This is a genomic window from Wenzhouxiangella sp. YN1, assembly GCF_056324145.1.
Window position 1 is genome coordinate 216,406 of the sequence record NZ_JBJNIO010000154.1, and the last position, 22,213, is coordinate 238,618.

Genomic DNA, 22,213 nt, shown 5'->3' on the forward strand with positions numbered 1-22,213 from the left:
CGCAGCGGTCAATTATGCCGCCTCCGGGGTTTGGGTCAAATGTATTGGGCAGGCCGGCGGGCAGGTACAATGATGCGCCATGAATTCCCAATCTTCGCAAATTTCGCGTGAGCGCATCCGTGACGCGCTCGAACAGGCCGGGCGACCGGTCACCCGCCGTCAGCTGTCACACCAGTTCGGGCTTGACAAGCCGCAGTCCGACGAACTGCTCAGACCGGTGCTGATGGAGATGGTTGCATCCGGTGCGTTGTTCAAGAATCGTCGAGCCGCCTACGGCCTGCCGTCGCAGGTGGACATGATTCCCGGGCGCATCAGCGCCCATCCCGACGGTTTCGGCTTCGTCGTTCCCGATGCCGGCGGCGATGATCTTTACCTGGCGCCCAAGGAGATGCGCCAGGTGTTCAACGGCGACCGGGTCATGGCTGCGGTCGTCGGTGTTGATCGCCGCGGCCGCAAGGAAGGCGCGGTCACCCGCGTGCTCGAACGCGCCCACACCCAGGTGGCCGGCCGGCTCCTGATCGAATCCGGCGTGGCCGTGGTCGTGCCCGACGATCCGCGCCTGACCCAGGACATTCTGGTGCCCGCCGAGCGGGTGGGCAAGGCAAGCCCGGGGCAGGTGGTGGTAGTGCGCATCGACAAGCCGCCAACGAAGACGCGCGGCGCCGTGGGCGAGATCATCGCCGTGCTCGGCCACGCCGACGAGCCCGGGATTGCCACCGACATTGCCATCCACAGCTATCAGCTGCCGCTGGGCTTTGCCGAGGAAACGCTGGCCGAAGCGGCGGCGTTCGGCGAAGACGTCGACCCGGAGTCGATTTCCGGGCGTCTCGACCTGCGCGAACTGCCGCTGCTGACCATCGACGGCGCCGATGCCCGCGACCTTGACGATGCCATCTTCGCCGAGCGCCGCGGTGAGGGTTTCCGCCTGCTGGTGGCCATCTCCGACGTCGCTGAGTATGTGCAGCCCGGCGGCTCCCTGGACGACGAGGCTGGTGCTCGCGGCACTTCGGTGTACTTTCCCGACCGCGTCATTCCGATGCTGCCCGAAGCGCTTTCCAACGGCCTGTGTTCGCTCAACCCCGATGTCGATCGGCTCTGTCTGGTCTGCGAAATGCGCATCGATGCCAAAGGCAAGGTCACCTCGAGCCGCTTTCACGAAGCGGTCATGCGCTCACGGGCGCGGCTGACCTACGATCAGGTGCGGCGAATCAAGGAAGCCGGCGATCCGGGCCTGATCGAGCGTTTTGACCATGTCCACGACACCCTTGATGCGCTCTACGACGTCTACCGCCTGCTTTTTCGCCGCCGCCAGCGCCGCGGCGCGCTCGACTTCGACTCGCAGCAGGCCTTTTTCGAGTTCGATACCGAGGGAAGGGTGGCCAACATCCGGCTGCAACAGCGTCACGATGCGCACCGGCTGATCGAGGAGTTCATGATCGCCGCCAACGTCGAGGCGGCCAAATTCGTCGGCAAGAGCAGGCTGCCCCTGCTTTATCGGGTGCACGAACCGCCGCCGTCGGAGAAGCTCGAATCGCTCGAGGAGTTTCTGCGGGTGTCCGGTTTTCAGGTGCGCTGGTCGGAACAGCCCGACCCGCAGCAGTTTGCGGCCATTCAGCGTCAGGCGGCCGACCGGCCCGATGCGCCGCTGATCAATGCCCAGCTGCTCAGAAGCCTGAGCCTGGCTGTCTATCAGCCCGAAAACAAGGGCCATTTCGGGCTGGCTCTGGACAGCTACGCGCATTTCACCGCCCCCATCCGGCGCTATCCGGACCTGCTGCTGCACCGCGCCATCAAGCACCTGTGCCGCAGCACCGGCGGTGACTTTCACTATGATGGCGGGCGCATGGAAGAGCTGGGGCGACACTGCTCTTGGCTGGAGCGCCGCGCCGAGGAGGCATCGCGTGATGTCGAGGAACGGCTCAAGTGTCAGTTCATGCAGCGCCACGTCGGCGAGACATTCGACGGTATCGTCACCGGTGTGACCAGTTTCGGACTGTTTGTCGAAATCGACGGCATGGCGGTCAGCGGCCTGGTCCACGTGACCGCGCTGGCCAACGACTACTACAATTTCGATCCGGTCAGCTCCAGCCTGGTCGGCAAGCGGCGCGGCGTGCGCTATCGCCTGGCAGACCGCGCGCGCGTGGAGGTTGCCGCCGTGAGCCTTGAAGAGCGCAAGATCGATTTTCGTCTGCTCGAACAAGACGAGTGACGGGAAACGGACATGAAGCGTGAGCTGGCCATGGGTATCAATGCGGTCGAGGGGCTTGCAGAGCACGCACCCGAGCGCATCGTTCGCGCCTGGATCAAGCCCGGCGGGCAACGGCTGGAACAGCTGGAAGCAACGCTTCAGGCATTTGGTGTGGCGGTCGAGCACAGCGATGAGCGCGCGCTCGATCGCATGGCCGGCAAGGTTCGCCACCAGGGAGTGATCGCGGAGTTCCAGGCGCGTCAGCCCGGCGACGACCAGCGCCTGCAGGAGCTGCTTGAAGGAGTGGATGAGCGGACGCTGTTTCTGGTGCTCGACGGCGTGCAGGATGCAGGCAATCTGGGGGCCTGCCTGCGTACGGCCGCGGCGGCCGGTGCCGCGGCGGTCATCATTCCGCGCAACCGCGCCGTTGGGCTGACGCCGGCGGCGCGCCGTGCGGCAGCCGGCGCGGCCGAGCGCGTCGAGCTGGTCATCGTGACCAACCTGGCGCGCAGTTTGCGCCTGCTGGCCGATCATGGAGTCTGGCGTGTCGGCCTGGCCGCCGACACGGGGCAGAGCCTGTACACCGCCCGCCTTGATTCGGCTCTGGCGCTGGTGCTCGGCGGTGAGGAAGGCGGCCTGCGCCGGCTCACGCGCGAGCACTGTGACGAACTGGTCGAGATTCCCATGCCGGGAGTGGTGGAGAGTCTGAACGTCTCCGTGGCCGCCGGGGTCGCCCTGTTTACCGCCATTGAGCGTAGAACGCGGTGACAACCGGCGGTTGACCGAGGCCATGCAACCGGCTGGTTTCAGCGCTTGTGTCGCTGCTGCTCTCGCGTTTTCCGCGGATCAGGCTGATTGAAAAAGCCGGGACGGTAACCGCCCCGGCTTTCGCAGTTCAGGCCTTTTCAGGGCCGTATTCGCAGCGCGCCTCAGCGCTGGATCATTTCGGTCAGCTTCTGCTGCAGCTCCGGCGAATTCTGAATGGCCATCGCGATCTGGTTGAAGGACTCGACGTCCAGTCCGACGTCTTCGACCGCGCTGGTCATTTCCTCGTTGGCCTGACGCTGCAGCTCACGCGCCTTCTCGGGATCCTCGACTTCCTGCAGGCGCGAGGAGAAGTCCTGCTGGATGCCGGCAATCTCTGATTGCGCCTCGGCAAACTGCTCCAGCTCCTGATCGCTGACATCGATCTGCTGCTGTTGCTGGGCGGGCGGGCTTTGCTGCTGCTGGGCCATGGTGGTGACGCCAAACGTCAGCGCGAGCGCGGCGACGAACAGTTTGATGGTATTGCCGATGTTCATGATTTCACTCCTTGAATATGACAATGTTTGTGTTGGCAATACCGTATGTGCATGTGCCGTGCCAAATATGTGGGCCAATGAAATCAATGACTTGCAGTTCAGGCGGGTTGTGCGCGCGCCAGTTTGATGTGTCATAATGGCGCATGTGTCCATATTGAAGCCATTCCGGAGCCTGCGTTTGCAGCTGCTGCTGCTGGTCATCGTGCCGCTGGCGGTGCTGAGCATTCTGGTGGTATGGCTGACTTATGAGTCGGTAGAGAACGCCATGGAAAGCCGGCTGGAGAAAGAGATCGAGCTGGTCGCCCGGGCCATGCGCGTACCGGTGGAGCGAGCGTTGCGCCAGGGCGAGCTGGAAAGTATCGAGCAGACTCTGGATGCCGTCTTCGAGATCGGGCGCGTTTATGGCGCTTATGTCTACGACGCCGGCGGGCGCCGGATTGCGGTCGCCGGTGAAGCCCGGCCCGGCCCGCGGGAACAGATCGAAGCCGTCGAGCTTGTTCAGATTGGCGAGGAAATGGGGCGGTATGCGCAGCTGGGAGGCGAAGACGTTTATTCCTATTTCGTGCCGCTGACCGGGCGCACGGGAAGAATCGACGGCCTGCTGCAGGTGGTGCGTCTGGAAAGCGAGATCACGCGCCGCCTGGAGCGAATCCGCAATCAGATCTGGCTGGCCTGGGCGGGTGTGTTGAGCCTGATGCTGGTCATCGCCGTGGTCGGCTATCGGCTCGCGGTCGGGCGGCACGTTGAAAGACTGGTCGATTCCATGGCCCGGGTGGAGTCGGGCGATCGCCGGCATCGCGCAAGCGTGGACGGCCCGACTGAGCTTTCGCGCGTGGCTGCCGCTTTCAATCGCATGCTCGACGGGCTGGACCGTCTCGCCGCACAGCTGGCCGAGCAACGTCGCCAGAGTCGGCGCATGGAGCGGCGCATGCTGGCCCAGAAGAACCTCGCCCGGCTGGGGCAGTTTTCTTCCGGCGTGGCGCACGAGCTGGGGTCGCCGCTGACCGTTATCGACGGCGATACCCGCCGCCTGCAGCGCGAGGAAGGGCTTTCCGGTGACGCGCGTCGGCGTCTGGAGCGGATGCGTCGCCAGGTAGCGCGCACGCGTGAGTTGATTACCCAGCTGATGGAATTTGCCCGCAGCGATCGCACTGAGCCCGAACGCGTTGATCTGTATCGACTGCTGCAGCGCGTGCTCGGCGGTATCCGCCCGGAATGCGAGAGCCGCAGGATTCTGCTCGAAGACCGGATCGAGTCGGCCGGAGTGACGGTCGAAGGCTGGGCCGCAAGGCTGGAACATGCGCTCCTCAACCTGGTGCGCAACGCCGTGCAGGCGGCCGCCACCCGTGTTCGGGTGCGGCTGGAAGCCGACGGTGACGAGCGCGTCATGGTCACCATCGAAGATGATGGACCCGGCGTTCCGCCGGCCCAGCGGGAGCGAATTTTCGAGCCGTTCCAGACCGCCAGACAGGGGCGGGGCGGCACTGGCCTGGGGCTGGCAATCGTGCTCGGCGTGGTTGAAGAGCATGGAGCCAGCATCGACGTTGGCGAAAGCGACGCCCTGGGCGGCAGCCGCATGGTGCTGATTCTTCCCGCGAGGCAGACATGAGTGACAATGCGCGTATTCTGGTGGTCGAAGACGACCGCACGCTGACCGAGCTTCTGGTCGAAGAGCTCGAGGCCGAAGGTTGCATCGTCGATGCTCAGCCGAGCGCCGAGCACGCGCTGGAGATCATCGGCGAGTTCGAGCCGGATCTGGTCGTCAGTGATCTGCAGCTGCCGGGCATGGATGGCCTGGCCCTGATCGAGAAACTCCGCCGTCGGCACGCGCCGCCGGCCGTACTCATGATCAGCGCCTACGGAACGGTCGAACGAGCGGTTGCGGCCCTGCAGGCCGGTGCCGAAAACTTTCTGACCAAGCCGCTGGACATGGATCATTTCACGCTCAGCGTGCGCCGACTGATCGACAATCGCCGCTTGCATGAACAGGTGCAGCGCTTTCGCGACCTGCTCGACACACCATCCTTTCACGGCATGCTCGGCTCCAGTCGCGTGATGCGCGTGCTGTTTGACCGTCTGCGCCAGGTTGCCCGAGCCGACGGGCCGGTTCTGGTCAGCGGGCCGTCGGGCACCGGCAAGGATCTCGTTGCCCGTGCCATCCATGCCGAGAGCGCGCGTGCCGAGAAGCCTTTTCTGGCGGTCAACTGCGCCGGCATTCCGTCCGAGCTGATGGAGTCGGAGTTTTTCGGCCACGCCGAGGGCGCCTTCTCCGGTGCTGACCGCGCCCGTAGCGGTCTGTTCCGGGAGGCCAATGGCGGCACGCTGTTTCTTGATGAAATCGGAGAGATGCCGCTGTCGATGCAGGCCAAGATGTTGCGCGCGCTGCAGGACGGGCGGGTGCGGCCGGTGGGCGCCGAGCGCGAACATCAGGTTGATGTGCGCCTGGTGGCGGCCACCAATCAGGATCTGCACGAGCTGGTGCGCAGCGGCGAGTTTCGAGAGGATCTCTACTATCGCCTCGAGGCCTTCGAGCTGGAGGTTCCCCCGCTGCGTGACCGGGGCGAGGACCTGGAGATGCTGGCCATGCAGTTCGTGGGTCGCTTTGCCGCAGCGCGCGAGCGCCCGGCACGCTCGATCGACAACGAGGCGCTGATGTGCATTCGTGACTACCCCTGGCCGGGCAACGTGCGCGAGCTGAGCAATGCCATGGAGCGCGCGGTCACCTTCTGCGAGGGCCGCGAGATCGGACCAGAGCACTTGCCCGAGCGCGTACGCCGCAGCGCGGATGCAGCCGAGACAGAGCAGGGTGATATCGTGCAGACGCTGCTTGCACAGGAACAGATGCTGCCCACCATGGAAGCGCTGCGACGCCGCTATGTGCGCCATGTGCTCGAGCGTGTGGCGGGCAACAAGCGGCGCGCTGCTGCCCTGTTGGGCGTCGGTCGCCGCACCCTCTACCGCTGGCTTGAAGATGACTGACTGTTCAGCAGCCGTTGAAGCGAATGCGTTAGAAAGTTGACACGAGTCCTGAAATCCATAAAAACCCGAGGAGAATATTCATGATTCCGATGCGTCGATCCGTCCTGGCTCTGGCCGTGGTCGCTGTCGTTCTTGTTGCCGGATGCGCCACGACGACTGATCCCTGGAGCGGTGAGGAGCGCGCCACCCGCGGAACTCAGGGGGCGGCCATTGGTGCCGGGGTGGGCGCCGTTCTTGGTGCCATCAGCGGCGGTGACCGGCTCCAGCGCGCCGCCATCGGCGCCGGTGTCGGCGCACTCAGCGGCGTGGCCATCGGCAGCTACATGGACCGCCAGGAGGCCGAACTGCGCCGCCAGCTTCGCGGCAGCGGGGTCAGCGTGACTCGTCGCGGCGACGAAATCATTCTCAACATGCCCGGCAATGTCACGTTTGACTTTGACAGTGCCGCCTTGCGCTCGGAGTTCTACCAGGTGCTCAACTCGGTTGCCCTGGTGCTGGAAGAGTACGATCGCACGGTGCTGGTCATCGACGGTCATACCGATTCGACCGGTTCACGCAGCTACAACATGGGGCTGTCGCAGCGTCGGGCAGAGGCCGTTGGCGACTACATGATTGCCCGGAATATCCGGCCGGTTCGCCTGGCCACCTACGGTTACGGCCCCGATTACCCCATTGCCGGCAACGATACCGAGAGCGGTCGTCAGGCCAACCGGCGCGTCGAGCTGACGCTGATGCCGGTGACCAAGCAGTGATTCACGGCAAGGGCTCGGCGGTCATTTCGGTGGCTTTCGAAGACAGGCCGACGTCTTCACGCAGAATGCGGTGGTCGCCGGAAGAAAGTTCTTCATAGCGACCGCTTTTGACGCGCGCCGGCAGAAAAACCGGACCGAAGCGGACGCGCTTGAGGCGCGCAACCTGCGCGCCCACCGCTTCCCAGAGGCGCCGCACCTCGCGATTGCGGCCCTCCATCAGCGCAACGGTATACCAGCTGTGGCTGCCGGTGATCTCGCCGGGCACGATGTCGGTAAAGCGCGCCGGGCCGTCGTCAAGGGTCACGCCATCGCGCAGCTTGCGAAGCTGCTCTTCATCGACGGTTCCGCGAATGCGGCACAGGTACTCGCGGTCAACCTGGCCGGCCGGGTGCATCATGCGGTTGGCGAGCTCGCCGTCGGTGGTCAGGATCAGCAGGCCGGCGGTATTGATATCGAGCCGGCCCACGGCAATCCAGCGTCCCTGTCGGAGTTTTGGCAGGTGGTCGAAGACAGTGCGTCGGCCCTGCGGGTCGCTGCGCGTGGTCAGCTGGCCTTCAGGCTTGTGATAGATCAGGGTGCGATGCTCGGTCGGGCGGGTGCTCACGCGCCAGCGCTTGCCGTCCAGCTCGATCACATTGCCATCCCCGACCGTCTCTCCGAGCGTGGCAACGCGACCGTCGACCTGGATTTCGCCGGCTTCGATACGCGCCTCGAGCTGGCGTCGCGAACCCAGTCCGACGCGCGCGAGAATCTTCTGCAGCCGTTCGCTGCCTGCCGTATCAGCTGTCTGGGTCGGGGTGGCTGTCGCCTTGTCCGACTTGTGGGTCTTCTTTGGCCGGCGTCTGCTGCCGGTCTTGGCTTTCCTGCGCTGACCCGGCGTCGTCTCTGACGTCGTCCGGGATCGATGCTGCGTCGTCGCCTGCTTGCGGCGGGGCGCTTTCTTCCCCGGCTTCGATTTGCTCTTCTTCAGCCGCGTCTTTTTCGGTTTGTCGCTTTTCGCTTTGCTCATGGCGTTGATTCTCTGCCTTGAATTCCTCGGGCCCGGATTCCGGACTTTCAAGCGCCAGTTCGGGCTCGAGGTTATCAATGTCCTTGATTTCGGCGAGTGTTGGCAACTCGTCGAGTGATTTGAGGTTGAAATAGTCCAGAAAGGCTCTGGTGGTGCCGATCAGCTCCGGTCTGCCGGGCACGTCGCGGTGTCCGATCACGCGAATCCAGTCGCGCTCCTGCAGTGTACGCAGAATGTTCGAACTGACCGACACGCCGCGAATCTGCTCGATCTCGCCGCGTGTGATCGGCTGCCGGTAGGCAATGATTGCCAGGGTTTCGAGCAGAGCGCGCGAGTAGCGCGGCGGCTTTTCGGCCCACAGCTGCGAGATGATCGGCATCAGTTGCGTACGAATCTGCAGGCGGTAGCCGCTGCCGACTTCCTTGAGTTCGACCGCGCGCCCCTCCAGGTCGGCGTCCAGCGCTGCCAGCGCTTCGCGCAGCGGGCCGTGACCGGGCTGTTCTTCATCGGGAAACAGGCTGTTGAGCTGATTGAGACTCAGCGGGTTGCCGGCGGCCAGCAGGGCGCCTTCGACGATGCGTTTGAGGTAGTCGATATCCATCGGCGTTCTCTTGCGGATTCAGGCCCGGGTTCGGGATGGTGCGCGCAGATAAATGGGGTCGAACAGCTTCTGCTGGACCAGGTCGATGAGGTGTTCGCGCAGCAGCTCCAGCAGGGCCAGAAAGGTCACCACGGCGCCCATGCGCCCCTCTTCGAGATCGAAGCAGCGGTCGAATTCAACGTATTGGTTGTCGGCGACCAGATCGATGATGCGCGACATGCGCTCGCGCACGGAAAGCGGCTCGGCCTGTATCTGATGGTGGGCAAACATCTCGGCGCGCGCCATGACGTCCTTGAGCGCCAGCAGCACCTCGCGCAGGTCCACTTCCGGCGGCAGCTTGACCTTGCCCTGATCCTCGACTTCGGCGCCCGCCACGGCCACGTCGCGTTCCAGTCGGGGCAGCTCTTCGAGATCCTCGGCGGCCTGCTTGAAGCGTTCATACTCCTGCAGGCGACGAATCAGCTCGGCGCGCGGATCCTCTTCTTCATCCTCTTCGGCCTGGGGGCGCGGCAGCAGCATGCGCGATTTAATTTCGGCCAGGATGGCAGCCATCACCAGATATTCAGCGGCCAGTTCCAGGCGCATCTCGGTCATCATCTCGATGTAACCGGTGTACTGGCGAGTGACCTCGGCAATCGGGATATCGAGAATGTCGAGGTTCTGGCGGCGGATCAGGTACAGCAGCAGGTCGAGCGGGCCCTCGAAGGCTTCCAGGAACACTTCGAGCGCATCGGGCGGAATGTAGAGATCGTCCGGCAGCCTCAAAAGCGGCGAGCCCTGCACGATGGCAAAGGGCATCTCCTCCTGACGGGCGCGGGTGTCCGGGGTGGCATTCATGGGATGCAAGTGTAGCGGTTTATGTGCCCGCCGGGTGGTCGGGAGCCGCCCGGCGGGTGATGCAAGGCGGCTGCCGAAAACCGGTGTGGGCCGATACAATGCCCGTCTGCAGTTTGAAAGGAGACCTGAATGCTTTACATGATTGTGGGCCGCGATGCCGACGACAGTCTGTCGCGGCGCGGCGCGGCGCGCTCGGCGCACCTGGCTCGAATCAACGCGCTGCAGGATGAAGGGCGGCTGGTGCTGGCCGGGCCGCTGCCGAAAATCGACGCTGAAGATCCGGGGCCGGCAGGCTTTGCCGGTTCGCTGATCGTTGCCGAGTTCGACAGCCTGGACGCGGCGAAGGGCTGGGCCGACTCAGATCCCTACCTGAGCTGCGGAGCCTGGGAAGGGACAGAGGTTCATCCGTTCAAGCAGGTGGCGCCATGACCGACCGGGTTGCCATGATTCGCGAGCGCCTCGAAGCCGGGCTGGCCCCCGATGAGCTCGATATCGTCGACGAGTCGCATCTGCACATCGGCCATCCCGGCGCCCGCGACGGTCGCGGTCATTTTCGCGTGCGCGTGGTCAGCGATGTGTTTGCGGGGCTGCCGCGCCTGGCGCGGCACCGCCGCGTCTATGCCGCCGTCGGTGACCTCATGACCACCGACATCCACGCACTCAACATTGAAGCGTTGTCTAAAAATGAGACATAGTCTACTGATTTTTGTATTGATTTTTCTGATTTCTGGCTGCGAGCAACAGCAGGGAAAGTCAGAGCCTGTCGATGGCAATCAGGTCGTGCTGGTCGAGGTCGACGGTCGCCCCGTGACCCTGGACATGCTCGAACGAGCGATGGAGGCGCGTGGCGTCGAAGACGGCGAACACGAACGCATGCGCGAGCTGCTTGACGAGCTGATTCGCGTACAGGCGGTGGCCAATGTCGCGCGCAGCGAGGGCCTGGCCGACAGCCCTGAAGTACAGGCGGAGCTGCGGTTGGCCGAGAGCCAGACCCTGTTTCGCCACTATGTCAATCAGGCCCAGCGCGCTGAACCGCTGGATGAGGAGCAGCTGCGCGCGGCCTACGAGGCGCAGCTGAAGCGCTCCGGCGACCGGCAGTACGATGTCGAAGTCATCGCTTACGCGGATCAGGCCCGGGCGTTGCAGGCCATCGAGCGGATCGAAAGCGGCGATATTGATTATGCGGCGCTCAAGAGCGAGGCTGAAGCGTCCGGACGCCGGGTGGAGCGGCCCGGCTGGATCGATCAAAGCCAGGTGCCGGAGGATTTTGCCGCCCAGCTTGCTGAAACAGGCGCCAATCAGGTGGTTGCCAAGCCGCTCAAGGACAGCCAGGGCTGGTTTCTGGTGCGGGTGAAAGGCCGGCGTGATCTGGAGGTGCCGGCGTTCGAGCAGGTGCGCGAGGGCATTGCCCGATCACTGCTGCAGCAACGGCGTCAGGCGTTGATCCAATCGATCCACGACCAGGCCGAAGTCGAGCCGATGCTGCCGCTCGAAGCCGCCGATGACAAGGGGCCGGATTGAGCGCACAGCATGGCTTCCCGAGCGCGCTTCGAGCCTGACAATCCGGCTGGCCTTTCCCGGGGTACACTAGGGTCTCGGGCGTGCGGACGCAGTCGGTGGATCCTTGCGCCGCCGGCGGGCCGGGGAGTGCATTCTGGATTTCCGCCCGGTTTGACGGCCGTTTTGGCCAGCCTTCTGGCGCCACGAGCGCGTACATTACAACAACTGACTAAAAACACTCTTCCTCGATGCGACTGACCGCAATGAAACTGTCCGGCTTCAAGTCTTTTGTGGAGCCGACCACAATCACGTTTCCCTCCAACCTGATGGGGATTGTCGGACCGAACGGTTGCGGCAAATCCAATATCATCGACGCGGTGCGCTGGGTGATGGGCGAGGCCTCGGCGCGTCAGCTGCGCGGCGAATCCATGAGCGACGTGATCTTTTCGGGCTCGAGCGCGCGCAAGCCGGTGGCCACTGCCACGGTCGAGCTGATTTTTGACAACAGCGATGGCCGCGCCGGCGGAGAATACGCCGACTACAGTGAAATCTCGGTCAAGCGCCAGGTCACGCGTGACGGCCAGTCCAGCTACTGGCTCAACGGCACCAAGTGCCGCAAGAAAGACATCACCAACCTGTTCCTCGGTACCGGCCTGGGGCCGCGCAGCTACGCCATCATCGAGCAGGGGATGATCTCGCAGATCGTCGAGGCGCGTCCGGAAGAGCTGCGCGCCTTTCTCGAAGAGGCCGCCGGCATCTCCCGCTACAAGGAACGCCGCCGCGAAACGGAGAACCGCATTCGGCATACGCGCGAAAACCTCGATCGTTTGAGTGACTTGCGTGATGAGGTCAGCAAGCATCTCGACAAGCTCAAGCGCCAGGCCAACGCCGCCGAGCGCTACAAAAAGCTCAAGGCGCGCTATCGCGACGACGAGGCACGGCTGATGGCGCTGCGCTGGCGCGAGCTCAGCGCGCGCTCGGAAAGCGAGGAAAAGGCGCTGCGCGAAGTGGAAAACCGGCTGCAATCGACCCTGTCGACGCAGCGCACGGCTGAAAAGGAGCTGGAAACCCTGCGACAGGACCAGCACAAGGCGCGCGAAGCGGTGGCCGGGGTTCAGGGCGATCTCTACGAGGTCGGCGGCGAGATTGCCCGCATCGAGCAGGCCATCGAACACCAGCGCGAGATCCGCAAGCGCCAGCAGGCCGAGTACAGCGAAACCGAATCCCAGCTCAACGAGCTCAAACAACATCTCGTGCTCGACAAGGCACAGGTCAAGGAAACCTCCGAACTGCTGGCGCGCCTCAATCCGGAGCTGGAGACCGCGCGCGAGGAAGAGAGCGCCGCTCAGCTCGAGGTCGAGCGCATCGACCCGGCAATGGAAGAATGGCAGCAGCGCTGGCAGGCCCATCAGGAAGGTGCCGGCAGCGCCGCGAGCGAGGCGGAGCTGCTGCGTCAGCGCATCGATCATCTCGATGACCGCATGAACCGTGCCGCTGAGCGACTCAAGGCGCTGGACGAGCAAAGCGGCGACGCGGCACTGGAGCGTCTGTCAGCGGAAAAGGAGGCGCTGTCGGAGCAGATTGGCGACGGCGAGTCGCACCTGGCCGAGATGCGCAAAAAGCTGGAGGGCAAGCGCGGCCGGCTGAATGAGCTGCGCCAGAAAATCGAAACGCTCCGCAACGATCTGGAAGCCGCCCGCGCCCAGCGCCATGAGCGCCAGACGCGCATCGAGTCCTTGCGCCTGCTCAACCGCGGCGATGATGACGGCGACGAGATCGAACGCTGGCTCGACGCACGTGGCCTGGATGGCGAAGCGCGCGTTCTGCGTCAGCTTGCGGTTTCCGATCGCGAATGGAGCCCCGCCGTCGAGGCGGTGCTGGAAGACTGGCTGCAGGCGGTTCGGGTCGACGATGTCACCCGACAACTCGGCGAGGACCTGCCAACGGCCGGGCTGCGGCTGGCCGACGAAAGGCAAACCGCGCCTGTGCCCGGCACGCTGGCGGACAAGGTCGACGGCGCCGGTGCGCTCGCTGCCGTGCTGTCGCGAGTTTACTGCGCGCCGGATCTGGCCGCTGCGCGGGAGCGGCTGAATACGCTCGATGAGCATCACTCGGTGATCACGCCCGAGGGGATCTGGTTGGGTCCGGGCTGGCTGCGGCAGCCGGCCAGGGCCGCCGATGAATCGGGTCTTTTGCAGCGCGAACAGGAGATCCGCGAACTGAGCGAACGGATCGAGACCGATTCCGATCGAATCGAAAACATCGAGACGCAGCTGGCCAGAACCCGCGAAGAGCGCCAGCAGCTGGAAACCGCGATGGCGCAGGAAAACGCTGGCCTTGAAGCGGCGCAGCGCGAGCATGCGCGGCTGCAGGGGCAGCTCAGCAGCCTCGAATCCCGCCGTGAAAATCTGGAGCGTCAGCGTCGCGAGGCGGTGGCAGAAGTCGAAAGGCTCAAGGCCAGACAGGCTGAAGACGGCGCGGCAGTGGCCAAGGCGCGCGGCGAGATGGAAGCGGCACTCAAGCGCATGCAGGCATCGGAAGCCGCGCGCGAGCCGCTGCAGCGCGAGCGGCGCGAGCTCGACACCGCCCGCCAGCAGGCCAGGCAGCGTCTCAACGATGCGCGCAGCAAGCGCGAGGCATTGTCGATCAAGGCCGAATCCAGCCGCGCTGGTCTGGAATCACTGCGCCAGTCGATCGAGCGCATGGACAATCAGGTCGGCCAGCTGCAGTCACGCTATCTGGAGTTGAGCGAAGCGCTGGCCCAGGGTGATGAGCCGGTGGCCGCTCAGCAGAAGAAGCGTGACGAGCTGCTCGATCAACGCCTGCAGATCGATGAGCGTCTGCGTGAGGCCCGGGTGGCGCTGGAGTCGCTGGAGGCGAAGTGGCGCGAGCAGGACGAGATCCGGCAAAAGGCTGCCGGCGAGGTCGAGCGCATTCGTTCTGATCAGTCCAGCGGGCAGCTGGCGCTGAAGGAAACCCAGCTCAAGGCGGAACAGCTCGCCGGACGCATCGCTGAACTCGATGCCGACCTGGAGCAGCTGCTCGGCGAGCTGCCTGGCGGCGCCGAAGCCGAGAAATACCAGAACGAGCTCGAAAGCCTGGAGCACCGAATTCGTCGTCTCGAGCCGGTCAACCTGGCTGCCATCGACGAGTACGAAGCCGAATCGGAGCGCAAGGAGTATCTTGACCGTCAGCACCAGGACCTGATCGAGGCCCTGGAGACGCTCGAAAAGGCGATCAATCGCATCGACCGCGATACGCGCACGCGTTTCCGCGAGACTTTCGAGCAGGTCAACCAGAATATGGAAGCACTGTTCCCGCGCCTGTTCGGCGGCGGGCACGGGCATCTGGAAATGGTCGGCGATGACTGGTTGTCGGCCGGGGTGGCCATTCTGGCGCGGCCGCCGGGCAAGCGCATTGCGCGCATTCACATGCTCTCAGGCGGCGAGAAGGCGCTGACGGCGGTAGCGCTGGTGTTTTCGATCTTCAATCTCAATCCGGCGCCGTTCTGTCTGCTCGACGAGGTCGACGCGCCGCTCGATGATGCCAACGTGGGACGTTTTTCCGAAATGGTGCGCGAGATGTCCGAACAGGTGCAGTTCCTTGTGGTAACCCACAACAAGGTCACCATGGAGGTCGCCCATCAGATGCTGGGCGTGACCATGCGCGAGCCCGGTGTATCGCGACTGGTTTCGGTGGATCTCGACCGGGCCGTGGCGTTGGCCCAGGCTTGAACAGGGCAGGGCAGATGGACGGCTTCGGTTACACTCTTTGCATCGCAACGGGCTAAGGTCGAACAAACGTGGATAATCTCCGCCTGATCCTGATTCTGATCGGTCTGGTCGTGCTGGCCGTGATTGTGTTGCTGCACAAGCCGGAAGGCGAGTCGAGGCGCAATCATGCCCGCTGGCGCGGCATGCGGCGCGAGCCGACTCTCGGCGGCGAAGCGGACAACCGGCCTGGCGCGGATAGTGGGTCACCCGCGGCCGACGATGGTCTTGGCGATGGTCGCGACGACCGTCATGACCATCGTCATGGCGACAGCAGTCAGACCCGCACAAAGAAGAGTGTGCCGCCTGAAAGCACCCGCGAACCCGGGCTTGGCAGCCGCATCGACCAAACGGCCGCCGACGAAGAAGCGAAACCGCGCGAGACGCCCGACAAGATCGTTTATCTGTATATCTGCAGGCACGGCGAGCAGCGCATCAGTGGTTCGGAATTGCTGGATGCCGCCATCAAGGCCGGCCTGAACTTCGGCGAGATGAACATCTTTCACCGCCGTCATGAAGGCGCCACCAAGCCGGTCTTTTCGATGGCCAACCTGACGCCCCCGGGCCATTTCGATGCCTCGCAGTGGAATGTCTTCGATACGCCGGGCGTGACGCTTTTCCTGACGCTGCCGGCGCCGGTCAGCGCGCTCGATGCCTGGGACGCCATGCTGGCCACCGCCGAGCGCATCAGCAAGCTGCTCGGAGCCGACGTGCTCGATGACAGCAAGTGCCTGCTCACACGCCAGCGAATCGCCCAGATTCGCGAAGAGATGCGCGAGTACGACCGCCAGTCGGGCACCATCAAGCCACAGTAGGGCGCCGCACATGACAAAACGGCATGCCGGTACGGTCGCAGAGCACATCGCGTCCCTGCGCGAGCAGTTGCGTGAGCACAATTATCGCTACTACGTGCTCGACGATCCCGTCGTTTCCGATGCCGAGTACGATCGCTTGCTGCGCGAGCTGCAGGAGCTCGAGTCCGAGCACCCGGAGCTGATCACCGAAGACTCGCCCACCCGGCGTGTCGGCGCCGAGCCGGCCGCGGGGTTCGAGACGGTCGAACACCGTATTCCGATGCTCTCGCTGGGCAACGCCTTCAGCGAAGAGGAGGTGGCCGAATTCGACCGGCGGGTGCGCGAGCAGCTCGATATCGAACAAGTGGCCTACAGCGTCGAGCCCAAGCTCGACGGCGTGGCCATTGCGCTGCGCTACGAGCGCGGTCGCCTGAGCCTGGCAGCCACTCGGGGTGATGGCCGCAGCGGCGAGAACGTGACCGCCAACGTGCGCACGATTCGCGCCGTGCCCCTGAAGCTGCGCGGCGACAATATTCCCGACAATCTGGAAGTGCGCGGCGAGATCTTCATGACCCGTTCGGGATTTTCCGAGCTCAACGAAGGCCTGGCCGATAGCGGCGAGAAAACCTTCGTCAACCCGCGCAACGCGGCTTCGGGCAGCCTGCGTCAGCTCGATTCGGAGGTTACTGCGCGTCGGCCGCTGCATTTTTTCTGTTACCAGGCGGCCACCACGGACGGTTTTCCGGAGTGCCACTCCGAAACCCTGGCCCGCCTGCGTGAAATGGGCCTGCCGGTCAGCCCCGAGGCGCGGACCGCGCAGGGGCTCGAGGGCCTGCTCGACTACTATCGACAGATCGGCAAGCGTCGTGATGCGCTCGATTACGATATCGACGGCGTGGTCTACAAGGTGGATGATTTCGATCAGCAGCGGGAGCTCGGCTTTGTCTCGCGCGCTCCGCGCTGGGCGATGGCGCACAAGTTTCCCGCACAGGAAGAAACCACCCGGCTCGTGAGTATCGAGGTACAGGTCGGCCGCACTGGTGCGCTCACACCCGTGGCCCGGCTCGAGCCGGTGTTCGTCGGCGGGGTGACGGTCACCAACGCCACGCTGCACAACCTCGATGAGGTCCGCCGCAAGGACGTGCGCCCGGGCGATTGGGTGGTGGTGCGCCGGGCCGGCGACGTGATTCCCGAAATCGTGCGTTCGATTCCCGAGCGGCGCGAGGGTGAACCCGAACAATGGCAGATGCCCGAGCGCTGTCCGGAATGTGATTCGGCCGTCGAGCAGGTCGAAGGCGAAGCCGTGACGCGTTGCACCGGCGGCCTGGTCTGTCCGGCCCAGCGCAAACGCGCGCTCGAGCACTTTGCCGGCCGCACGGCGATGGATATCGATGGTCTTGGCGAGAAAGTGATTGCGCAGCTGGTCGAGCGGGATCTGGTGCATAGTCCGGCCGATCTTTACCGCCTGGACCATGACACCCTGGCGGGCCTGGAGCGCATGGGCGAGAAATCGGCCGATAATCTGCTCCAGGCGCTGGAGAGCAGCAAGCAGGTGACCCTGGGGCGGCTTTTGTTTGCGCTCGGCATTCGCGAGGTTGGCGCGGTGACCGCGCAGGCGCTGGCGCGGCATTTCGGCAGCCTCGACAAGCTGGCGGCAGCCGGGGTGGCGGATCTCGAGGCCGTGCGCGATGTCGGTCCCGTCGTGGCCCGTCACGTACACGCATTTTTCGACGAAGCGCACAACCGCGAGATCATCGACGAACTGCTCGATGCCGGCGTCAGTTACGATCCCGAAGAGCCCGCTGCCGAGGCCGGCGAGCTGCCGCTGTCGGGCTGTACCTACGTATTGACCGGTTCGCTGTCGGGACTGACCCGATCACAAGCCAAGAGCCGCCTGGAGGCGCTGGGCGCGCGCGTGACCGGCAGCGTGTCGAAAAACACGACGGCAGTCATTGCCGGCGACAGCCCGGGCTCGAAGCTCGACCGCGCCGAAGAGCTGGAAATCGAAGTGCTCGACGAGGCAGCGCTGGAGCGACTGCTGGCCGAGCACGAGCGCTGAAAGCGTTCCGGATTTGCTTCCGGTCAAGTCGGGCCGGCATGCTGTCGTACATAATCAAGCTGGAAGTCAATCAATGATCATTGATTCAGGAGGAAGAAAATGAGTCACCCCGTCAAGGAAATCCTGGTGCCGGTCGACGGCTCCGAGAACGCCAATCGCGCCGTGAAATTCGCCGCCAGCATGGCATCGGCGCTGCAGGTGCCGATGCGTCTGTTCTACGTCTTTCCGGCCGCTTCGGTGGAGGTCATCGGCATGGCCGGCATGTCGCGCAACGATATCGACCGGGCCGCCCAGGCCGCGGCTCAGCGTGCTTTCGACAGCACGCGGGAAGCGCTTGGGGATGCAGCTCCAAAGGAGCTTGAGGAAGAAACCTCCATTGGCGATCCGGCCGAGGAAGTTGTGCGCTATACCGAAGACGACCCCGGTGTGATGGTCATCATGGGCCGCCGCGGCCTGTCGCGCATGAAAAGCCTGGTGCTCGGCAGCGTCAGCGACAAGGTCAGCCGCCACGCCAGGAGCCCGGTGACCATTATTACCTGAGCGGGCTTGCGTTGTGGTTTCGGTGCCTCCGCCGGGGGGAGCGCCCCTGGCGGAGGGCATGAAACTCCAAATTTCAAGCACCAAATCGCAAACAAATTCGAATGACCGAAATTCGAATGTTCAAAACAAAGCCTGCGTAGGTCGGCGTTACATCGCCGACGGACGACATGTCAAAACCTCCACGGCGCGCTACGCGTATTTTCGGCGCTCACTGCTCCCCGATGGCTCATCAACAAAAATCCCGTGAGCGGCTGTCGAGTTCGGCCAGCCATGCATCAAGGCTGTCGATGCGCTCGGCCACCAGGTGGCACACGCCTTCGGCGCTCTGAAGCCGGCCGTATACGCGCAGGATGCGCCCGCCGAGCACTTCGCGGCGGTAGCGCTCGAGCAGTTTCGGCCACACCACCACGTTGACGATGCCGGTCTCGTCTTCCAGCGACAGAAAGACCACGCCCGAGGCCGTGCCCGGGCGCTGACGGTGCGTGACCACGCCGGCGGCGGCAATGCGGCGACCGTCGCCGTGGCGGGGCAGGGCGCTTGCGTGCAGCACCCGTCGGCCCAGCCGGTGCCGCAGCAGTTTTGTCGGATGATGCTCCAGGCTCAGGCCCAGGCTGGCGTAGTCGTCGATCAGCTCTTCGCGGGCTTTCGGCACGGACAGCCGTACCGGCTGCTCGCGGATCTCGGCGCCGGCCAGCAGATCGCCCTGGCGCTGCGCGCCGAGCGCGGCCCAGCGCGCCCGATGACGATGTCCGGTCAAGCCCTTGAGCGCGCCGGCGTCGGCCAGTTTCCGCAAAGCATTTTGATCGAGCCCGGCACGCTCGGCCAGGTCGTCGATGTCGCCAAACGGCTGTTGCGAGCGCGCATCAACGATCCGCCCGACGACGTCTTCGCGCAGGCCCTTGATCATGCGCAGACCAAGGCGGATCGCAGGTTGGCTGGTTGGCGGGTTTACTGGTTGGCTTGTTTTCTGGTTGTTTTCTTTTTTGTTTCGATCATCCGAATTTGTTTGCGATTGGGTATTTGATATTTGGTGCTTGCTTTCAGCTTGTCCGTCGGCGATGTAACGCCGACCTGCGCGGCCATTGGCAAGGTCTGAATGCCATCCGCTGTAGCGCACATCCACCGGCAGAATCCGCACGCCATGGCGCTTGGCGTCGTTGATGATCTGGGCAGGGGCGTAGAAACCCATCGGCTGGCTGTTGAGCAGCGCGCAGGCGAAGGCGGCCGGATGATGGCACTTCAGCCAGGATGAGATGTAGGTCAGCAGGGCGAAGCTGGCCGCGTGTGATTCAGGAAAACCGTACTCGCCGAAGCCGCAGATCTGTTTGTAGATGCGCTCGGCGAAGTCGATGGAATAGCCGCGCTCGCGCATGCCCGTCATGAGCCGTTCGCGAAACGGCTCCAGGCCGCCGCGCCGCCGCCAGGCCGCCATCGCCCGCCTGAGCTGGTCGGCCTCGCCGGCGCTGAAGCCGGCGGCGACCATGGCGATCTGCATGACCTGCTCCTGGAAGATGGGCACGCCCAGGGTACGCTCGAGCACGCGCTTGAGCTCCGGGCTCGGATAGCTCACCGCAGCGGGATTGCGGCGCCGCTCGAGATAGGGATGAACCATGTCGCCCTGGATCGGCCCGGGCCGCACGATCGCCACCTCGATGACCAGATCGTAAAAGCAGCGCGGCTTGAGCCGGGGCAGCATCGCCATCTGCGCACGCGACTCGACCTGGAATACCCCCACCGCATCGCCGCGGCAGAGCATTTCGTAGGTGGCAGCGTCTTCGCGCGGAATGGTGGCGAGCGTCAGCTCGCGGGGGCTGCCCGGGGCCGGAGTGTGGCTCGCGCAGGTCGTGGTTACATCCGCGACGGACGAGGTTTCGGGTCTGTTCACGCATGGCGATGCATGTTCAAGAATGGCACATTGCTTATGCCATCTGGCCGGTTTGTCGGCTCTTTCTTTTGTTGGCTGGTTGGCTGGTTTCCTTGCTGCCTGGTTGTTTGTCTCCTTGTTTTGATCATTCGAGTTTATTTGTGATTTGATATTTGTGATTTGGTGCTTGCATTCAGGTTGTCCGTCGGCGATGTAACGCCGACCTACGCGGGTTTCGTTTTGAGCATTCGAGTTTATTTGCGATTCGGTATTTGAGATTTGGTGCTTGCTTCCGTGGTTCCAGGTTTCGGAGCGATTGACCAGATCCATCGCTTTCCGTATCACCGTCAGCATCCCCAGCGCCAGGCAGTCGACCTTGAGCAGGCCCAGGGTTTCCAGATCGTCCTTGTCCCACTGGATGATGGTGCGATCTTCCATGGCGGCGTTTTCCACCGGCACCAGTTCGTTCAGGGGCCGATCGGAAATGACCATGCCGCCGACGTGCTGCGACAGGTGGCGCGGAAAGCCGATCAGGCGAGTGCTCAGTTCCAGGAAATGCTTCGTCAGCGCCGCGTCGGGGTCGAGCCCGCACGCGCGCAGGCGCTCGGGCCAGGCCTCGGGTTTGTCCCACCAGGCCAGCGAGGCGGTCAGGCGGTTGACGCGCTCGGGCTCCAGGCCCAGCGCGCGGCCGACGTCCTGCATCGCGCTGCGCGGCCGGTAGCAGATCACGGTAGCGGCCAGGGCGGCGCGCTCGCGGCCGTATTTCTCGTAGACGTACTGCAGGACCTCTTCGCGGCGCTCGTGCTCGAAGTCGACATCGATATCGGGCGGCTCGTTGCGCTCTTTCGATAAAAAACGCTCGAACAGCAGCTGCTGCTCCGACGGGTCGACCTCGGTAATTCCCAAGCAATAGCACACCGCCGAGTTGGCCGCCGAGCCGCGGCCCTGGCAGAGAATACCGCGGCCGCGGGCGAATTCGACCAGGTCGTGCACGGTCAGGAAGAAGGCTTCCACGCCCATGTCCTCGATCAGGGCCAGCTCGCGCGCGAGCAGGGCCTGGACTCTTTCGGGAACCACATCACCGTAGCGCTTGCGCGCGCCGGCCAGGGTGAGCCGGCGCAGGTGCTGAATGGGGCGTAGCGGCTCGGGCACCAGTTCGCGCGGATAACGATAGTCGAGCTCATCGAGCGAGAAGCGACAGCGCGCGGCCACCCGCCCGGTTTCGGCCAGCCACTCGGCCGGGTAGAGCTTTGCCAGCACGTCGCGCGGGCGCAGGTGCCGCTCGCCGCTGGCGGCCAGCGCCAGGCCGCAGTCGGCGACGGGGCGCCCCAGCTCCAGCGCGGTGAACACGTCGAGCAGGGGCTTGTCGTCGCGGACGGTCAGGCGCACGTCACCGCAGGCCAGTCGGGGGATGCCGTGGCGCCGGCCCAGCGCGTCGAGCTGGTCGAACCAGGCGTGTTCGCCGGGGGCCAGCAGGCGGGTGGCGCCCAGCCAGAGCCGGTTGCCGAAACGTGCCTTGAGCCGGGCGGCATGAATATCATTTGCTGGTTGTGCTGGGGCATGGTTCTGATGCGCGCCTGATCGTCGGCGCGCTTTCCAGATGGCCAGCACGCCGTCGAGCCCGGCTTCCAGGTCTTCGGGCTCGAGCCGGTATGCGCCCTTGCCGGCGCGCCGGCGGGCAGAGGTGATCAGACGGCAGATCTGGCCGTAGGCAGCCCGGGACGGGGCGAGCAGCACCAGGCGGCTGTCGTCTTCGAGGCGGAATTCACTGCCGATGATCAGTCGCAGGCCGTGCTCGCGGGCGGCCTCGTGGGCGCGCACCACGCCGGCCATGGAGCACTCGTCGGTGATCGCCAGCGCCGAGTAGCCGCACTCGGCGGCGCGCTCGACCAGTGCCTCCGGCCGCGCGGCCGAGCGCCGGAAGCTGAAGGCGCTCAGGGCGTGGAGTTCGGCGTATTCGGGCGCTGATGCGGCTGGAGTGGTCAAAACGGGCTCCGGAAAATCCGTCGATTCGCGGAC

At 64.5% G+C, this 22,213-nt stretch carries 17 protein-coding genes; 12 read left to right on the forward strand and 5 right to left on the reverse strand.

The window, feature by feature from the left end; all coding sequences use genetic code 11:
* Positions 1–79 precede the first annotated feature (79 nt).
* Both rnr and rlmB read left to right on the forward strand, forming a co-directional pair.
* Positions 80–2,209, forward strand: coding sequence for a ribonuclease R (gene rnr, locus ACEWQZ_RS10870; RefSeq protein ID WP_476483102.1), 2,130 nt, complete (start codon positions 80–82; stop codon positions 2,207–2,209).
* A 12-nt stretch (positions 2,210–2,221) separates the two neighbouring features.
* Complete coding sequence (rlmB, locus tag ACEWQZ_RS10875; protein WP_476483103.1) at positions 2,222–2,956, forward strand: 23S rRNA (guanosine(2251)-2'-O)-methyltransferase RlmB; 735 nt, start codon at positions 2,222–2,224, stop codon at positions 2,954–2,956.
* Between the two features lie 161 nt (positions 2,957–3,117).
* On the opposite strand, the gene ACEWQZ_RS10880 is transcribed toward rlmB, so the two are convergent.
* On the reverse strand, positions 3,118–3,489 hold the full coding sequence (locus tag ACEWQZ_RS10880) for a DUF4168 domain-containing protein (RefSeq protein WP_476483104.1): 372 nt from the start codon (positions 3,487–3,489) through the stop codon (positions 3,118–3,120).
* 178 nt (positions 3,490–3,667) lie between these two features.
* Between ACEWQZ_RS10880 and ACEWQZ_RS10885 the strand changes: the two genes are divergently transcribed.
* The 3 genes from ACEWQZ_RS10885 to ACEWQZ_RS10895 all read left to right on the forward strand — a co-directional run bounded on the left by ACEWQZ_RS10885 (position 3,668) and on the right by ACEWQZ_RS10895 (position 7,220).
* A complete protein-coding gene (locus ACEWQZ_RS10885) occupies positions 3,668–5,098 on the forward strand; it encodes an ATP-binding protein (protein ID WP_476483105.1) in 1,431 nt (476 codons plus the stop codon).
* A complete protein-coding gene (locus ACEWQZ_RS10890) occupies positions 5,095–6,468 on the forward strand; it encodes a sigma-54-dependent transcriptional regulator (RefSeq protein ID WP_476483106.1) in 1,374 nt (457 codons plus the stop codon). The genes ACEWQZ_RS10885 and ACEWQZ_RS10890 overlap by 4 nt, the downstream gene beginning before the upstream one ends.
* Before the next feature lie 89 nt (positions 6,469–6,557).
* A complete protein-coding gene (locus ACEWQZ_RS10895) occupies positions 6,558–7,220 on the forward strand; it encodes a YiaD family glycine zipper/OmpA-like lipoprotein (protein ID WP_476483189.1) in 663 nt (220 codons plus the stop codon).
* A 1-nt stretch (position 7,221) separates the two neighbouring features.
* On the opposite strand, the gene ACEWQZ_RS10900 is transcribed toward ACEWQZ_RS10895, so the two are convergent.
* From ACEWQZ_RS10900 to ACEWQZ_RS10910, 3 genes are read right to left on the reverse strand one after another with little or no spacing between them, the layout of a single operon-like run.
* Positions 7,222–7,980: a pseudouridine synthase gene (locus ACEWQZ_RS10900; RefSeq protein WP_476483190.1), complete on the reverse strand. Its 759-nt coding sequence runs from the start codon at positions 7,978–7,980 to the stop codon at positions 7,222–7,224.
* A 19-nt stretch (positions 7,981–7,999) separates the two neighbouring features.
* Positions 8,000–8,830, reverse strand: coding sequence for an SMC-Scp complex subunit ScpB (scpB, locus tag ACEWQZ_RS10905; protein WP_476483107.1), 831 nt, complete (start codon positions 8,828–8,830; stop codon positions 8,000–8,002).
* 18 nt (positions 8,831–8,848) lie between these two features.
* A complete protein-coding gene (locus ACEWQZ_RS10910; RefSeq protein ID WP_476483108.1) occupies positions 8,849–9,667 on the reverse strand; it encodes a segregation and condensation protein A in 819 nt (272 codons plus the stop codon).
* A gap of 129 nt (positions 9,668–9,796) precedes the next feature.
* Between ACEWQZ_RS10910 and ACEWQZ_RS10915 the strand changes: the two genes are divergently transcribed.
* The 7 genes from ACEWQZ_RS10915 (at position 9,797) to ACEWQZ_RS10945 (ending at position 18,330) form a co-directional block, all read left to right on the forward strand.
* A complete protein-coding gene (locus ACEWQZ_RS10915; protein WP_476483109.1) occupies positions 9,797–10,096 on the forward strand; it encodes a YciI family protein in 300 nt (99 codons plus the stop codon).
* A complete protein-coding gene (locus ACEWQZ_RS10920) occupies positions 10,093–10,362 on the forward strand; it encodes a BolA family protein (RefSeq protein WP_476483110.1) in 270 nt (89 codons plus the stop codon). Before ACEWQZ_RS10915 ends, ACEWQZ_RS10920 begins: the two co-directional genes overlap by 4 nt.
* A 16-nt stretch (positions 10,363–10,378) precedes the next feature.
* On the forward strand, positions 10,379–11,188 hold the full coding sequence (locus ACEWQZ_RS10925) for a peptidylprolyl isomerase (RefSeq protein WP_476483111.1): 810 nt from the start codon (positions 10,379–10,381) through the stop codon (positions 11,186–11,188).
* 227 nt (positions 11,189–11,415) lie between these two features.
* On the forward strand, positions 11,416–14,901 hold the full coding sequence (gene smc, locus ACEWQZ_RS10930; protein WP_476483112.1) for a chromosome segregation protein SMC: 3,486 nt from the start codon (positions 11,416–11,418) through the stop codon (positions 14,899–14,901).
* A 68-nt stretch (positions 14,902–14,969) separates the two neighbouring features.
* The gene (gene zipA / locus ACEWQZ_RS10935; RefSeq protein ID WP_476483113.1) at positions 14,970–15,752 is read left to right on the forward strand and encodes a cell division protein ZipA; all 783 of its coding nucleotides are present in this window, start codon (positions 14,970–14,972) and stop codon (positions 15,750–15,752) included.
* A 10-nt stretch (positions 15,753–15,762) separates the two neighbouring features.
* Positions 15,763–17,790, forward strand: a complete 2,028-nt coding sequence (gene ligA, locus ACEWQZ_RS10940; protein ID WP_476483114.1) for an NAD-dependent DNA ligase LigA — start codon at positions 15,763–15,765, stop codon at positions 17,788–17,790.
* Positions 17,791–17,889: 99 nt separating this feature from the next.
* The gene (locus ACEWQZ_RS10945) at positions 17,890–18,330 is read left to right on the forward strand and encodes a universal stress protein (RefSeq protein WP_476483115.1); all 441 of its coding nucleotides are present in this window, start codon (positions 17,890–17,892) and stop codon (positions 18,328–18,330) included.
* A 229-nt stretch (positions 18,331–18,559) separates the two neighbouring features.
* Here the strand turns inward: ACEWQZ_RS10945 and ACEWQZ_RS10950 are convergent, their stop codons facing one another.
* Positions 18,560–22,180 carry an error-prone DNA polymerase gene (locus ACEWQZ_RS10950; RefSeq protein ID WP_476483116.1) on the reverse strand — a complete coding sequence of 1,207 codons (3,621 nt, stop codon included), beginning with the start codon at positions 22,178–22,180 and terminating at the stop codon, positions 18,560–18,562.
* Between the last annotated feature and the right edge of the window lie 33 nt (positions 22,181–22,213).

Coding starts and splice junctions, on each gene's coding strand:
- rnr (WP_476483102.1), top strand. CDS start 80: ATGAATTCCCAATCTTCGCAAATTTCGCGTGAGCGCATCCGTGACGCG.
- ACEWQZ_RS10890 (WP_476483106.1), top strand. CDS start 5,095: ATGAGTGACAATGCGCGTATTCTGGTGGTCGAAGACGACCGCACGCTG.
- ACEWQZ_RS10945 (WP_476483115.1), top strand. CDS start 17,890: ATGAGTCACCCCGTCAAGGAAATCCTGGTGCCGGTCGACGGCTCCGAG.
- ACEWQZ_RS10915 (WP_476483109.1), top strand. CDS start 9,797: ATGCTTTACATGATTGTGGGCCGCGATGCCGACGACAGTCTGTCGCGG.
- smc (WP_476483112.1), top strand. CDS start 11,416: ATGCGACTGACCGCAATGAAACTGTCCGGCTTCAAGTCTTTTGTGGAG.
- ACEWQZ_RS10880 (WP_476483104.1), bottom strand. CDS start 3,489: ATGAACATCGGCAATACCATCAAACTGTTCGTCGCCGCGCTCGCGCTG.
- ACEWQZ_RS10910 (WP_476483108.1), bottom strand. CDS start 9,667: ATGAATGCCACCCCGGACACCCGCGCCCGTCAGGAGGAGATGCCCTTT.
- ACEWQZ_RS10920 (WP_476483110.1), top strand. CDS start 10,093: ATGACCGACCGGGTTGCCATGATTCGCGAGCGCCTCGAAGCCGGGCTG.
- rlmB (WP_476483103.1), top strand. CDS start 2,222: ATGAAGCGTGAGCTGGCCATGGGTATCAATGCGGTCGAGGGGCTTGCA.
- ACEWQZ_RS10895 (WP_476483189.1), top strand. CDS start 6,558: ATGCGTCGATCCGTCCTGGCTCTGGCCGTGGTCGCTGTCGTTCTTGTT.
- scpB (WP_476483107.1), bottom strand. CDS start 8,830: ATGGATATCGACTACCTCAAACGCATCGTCGAAGGCGCCCTGCTGGCC.
- ligA (WP_476483114.1), top strand. CDS start 15,763: ATGACAAAACGGCATGCCGGTACGGTCGCAGAGCACATCGCGTCCCTG.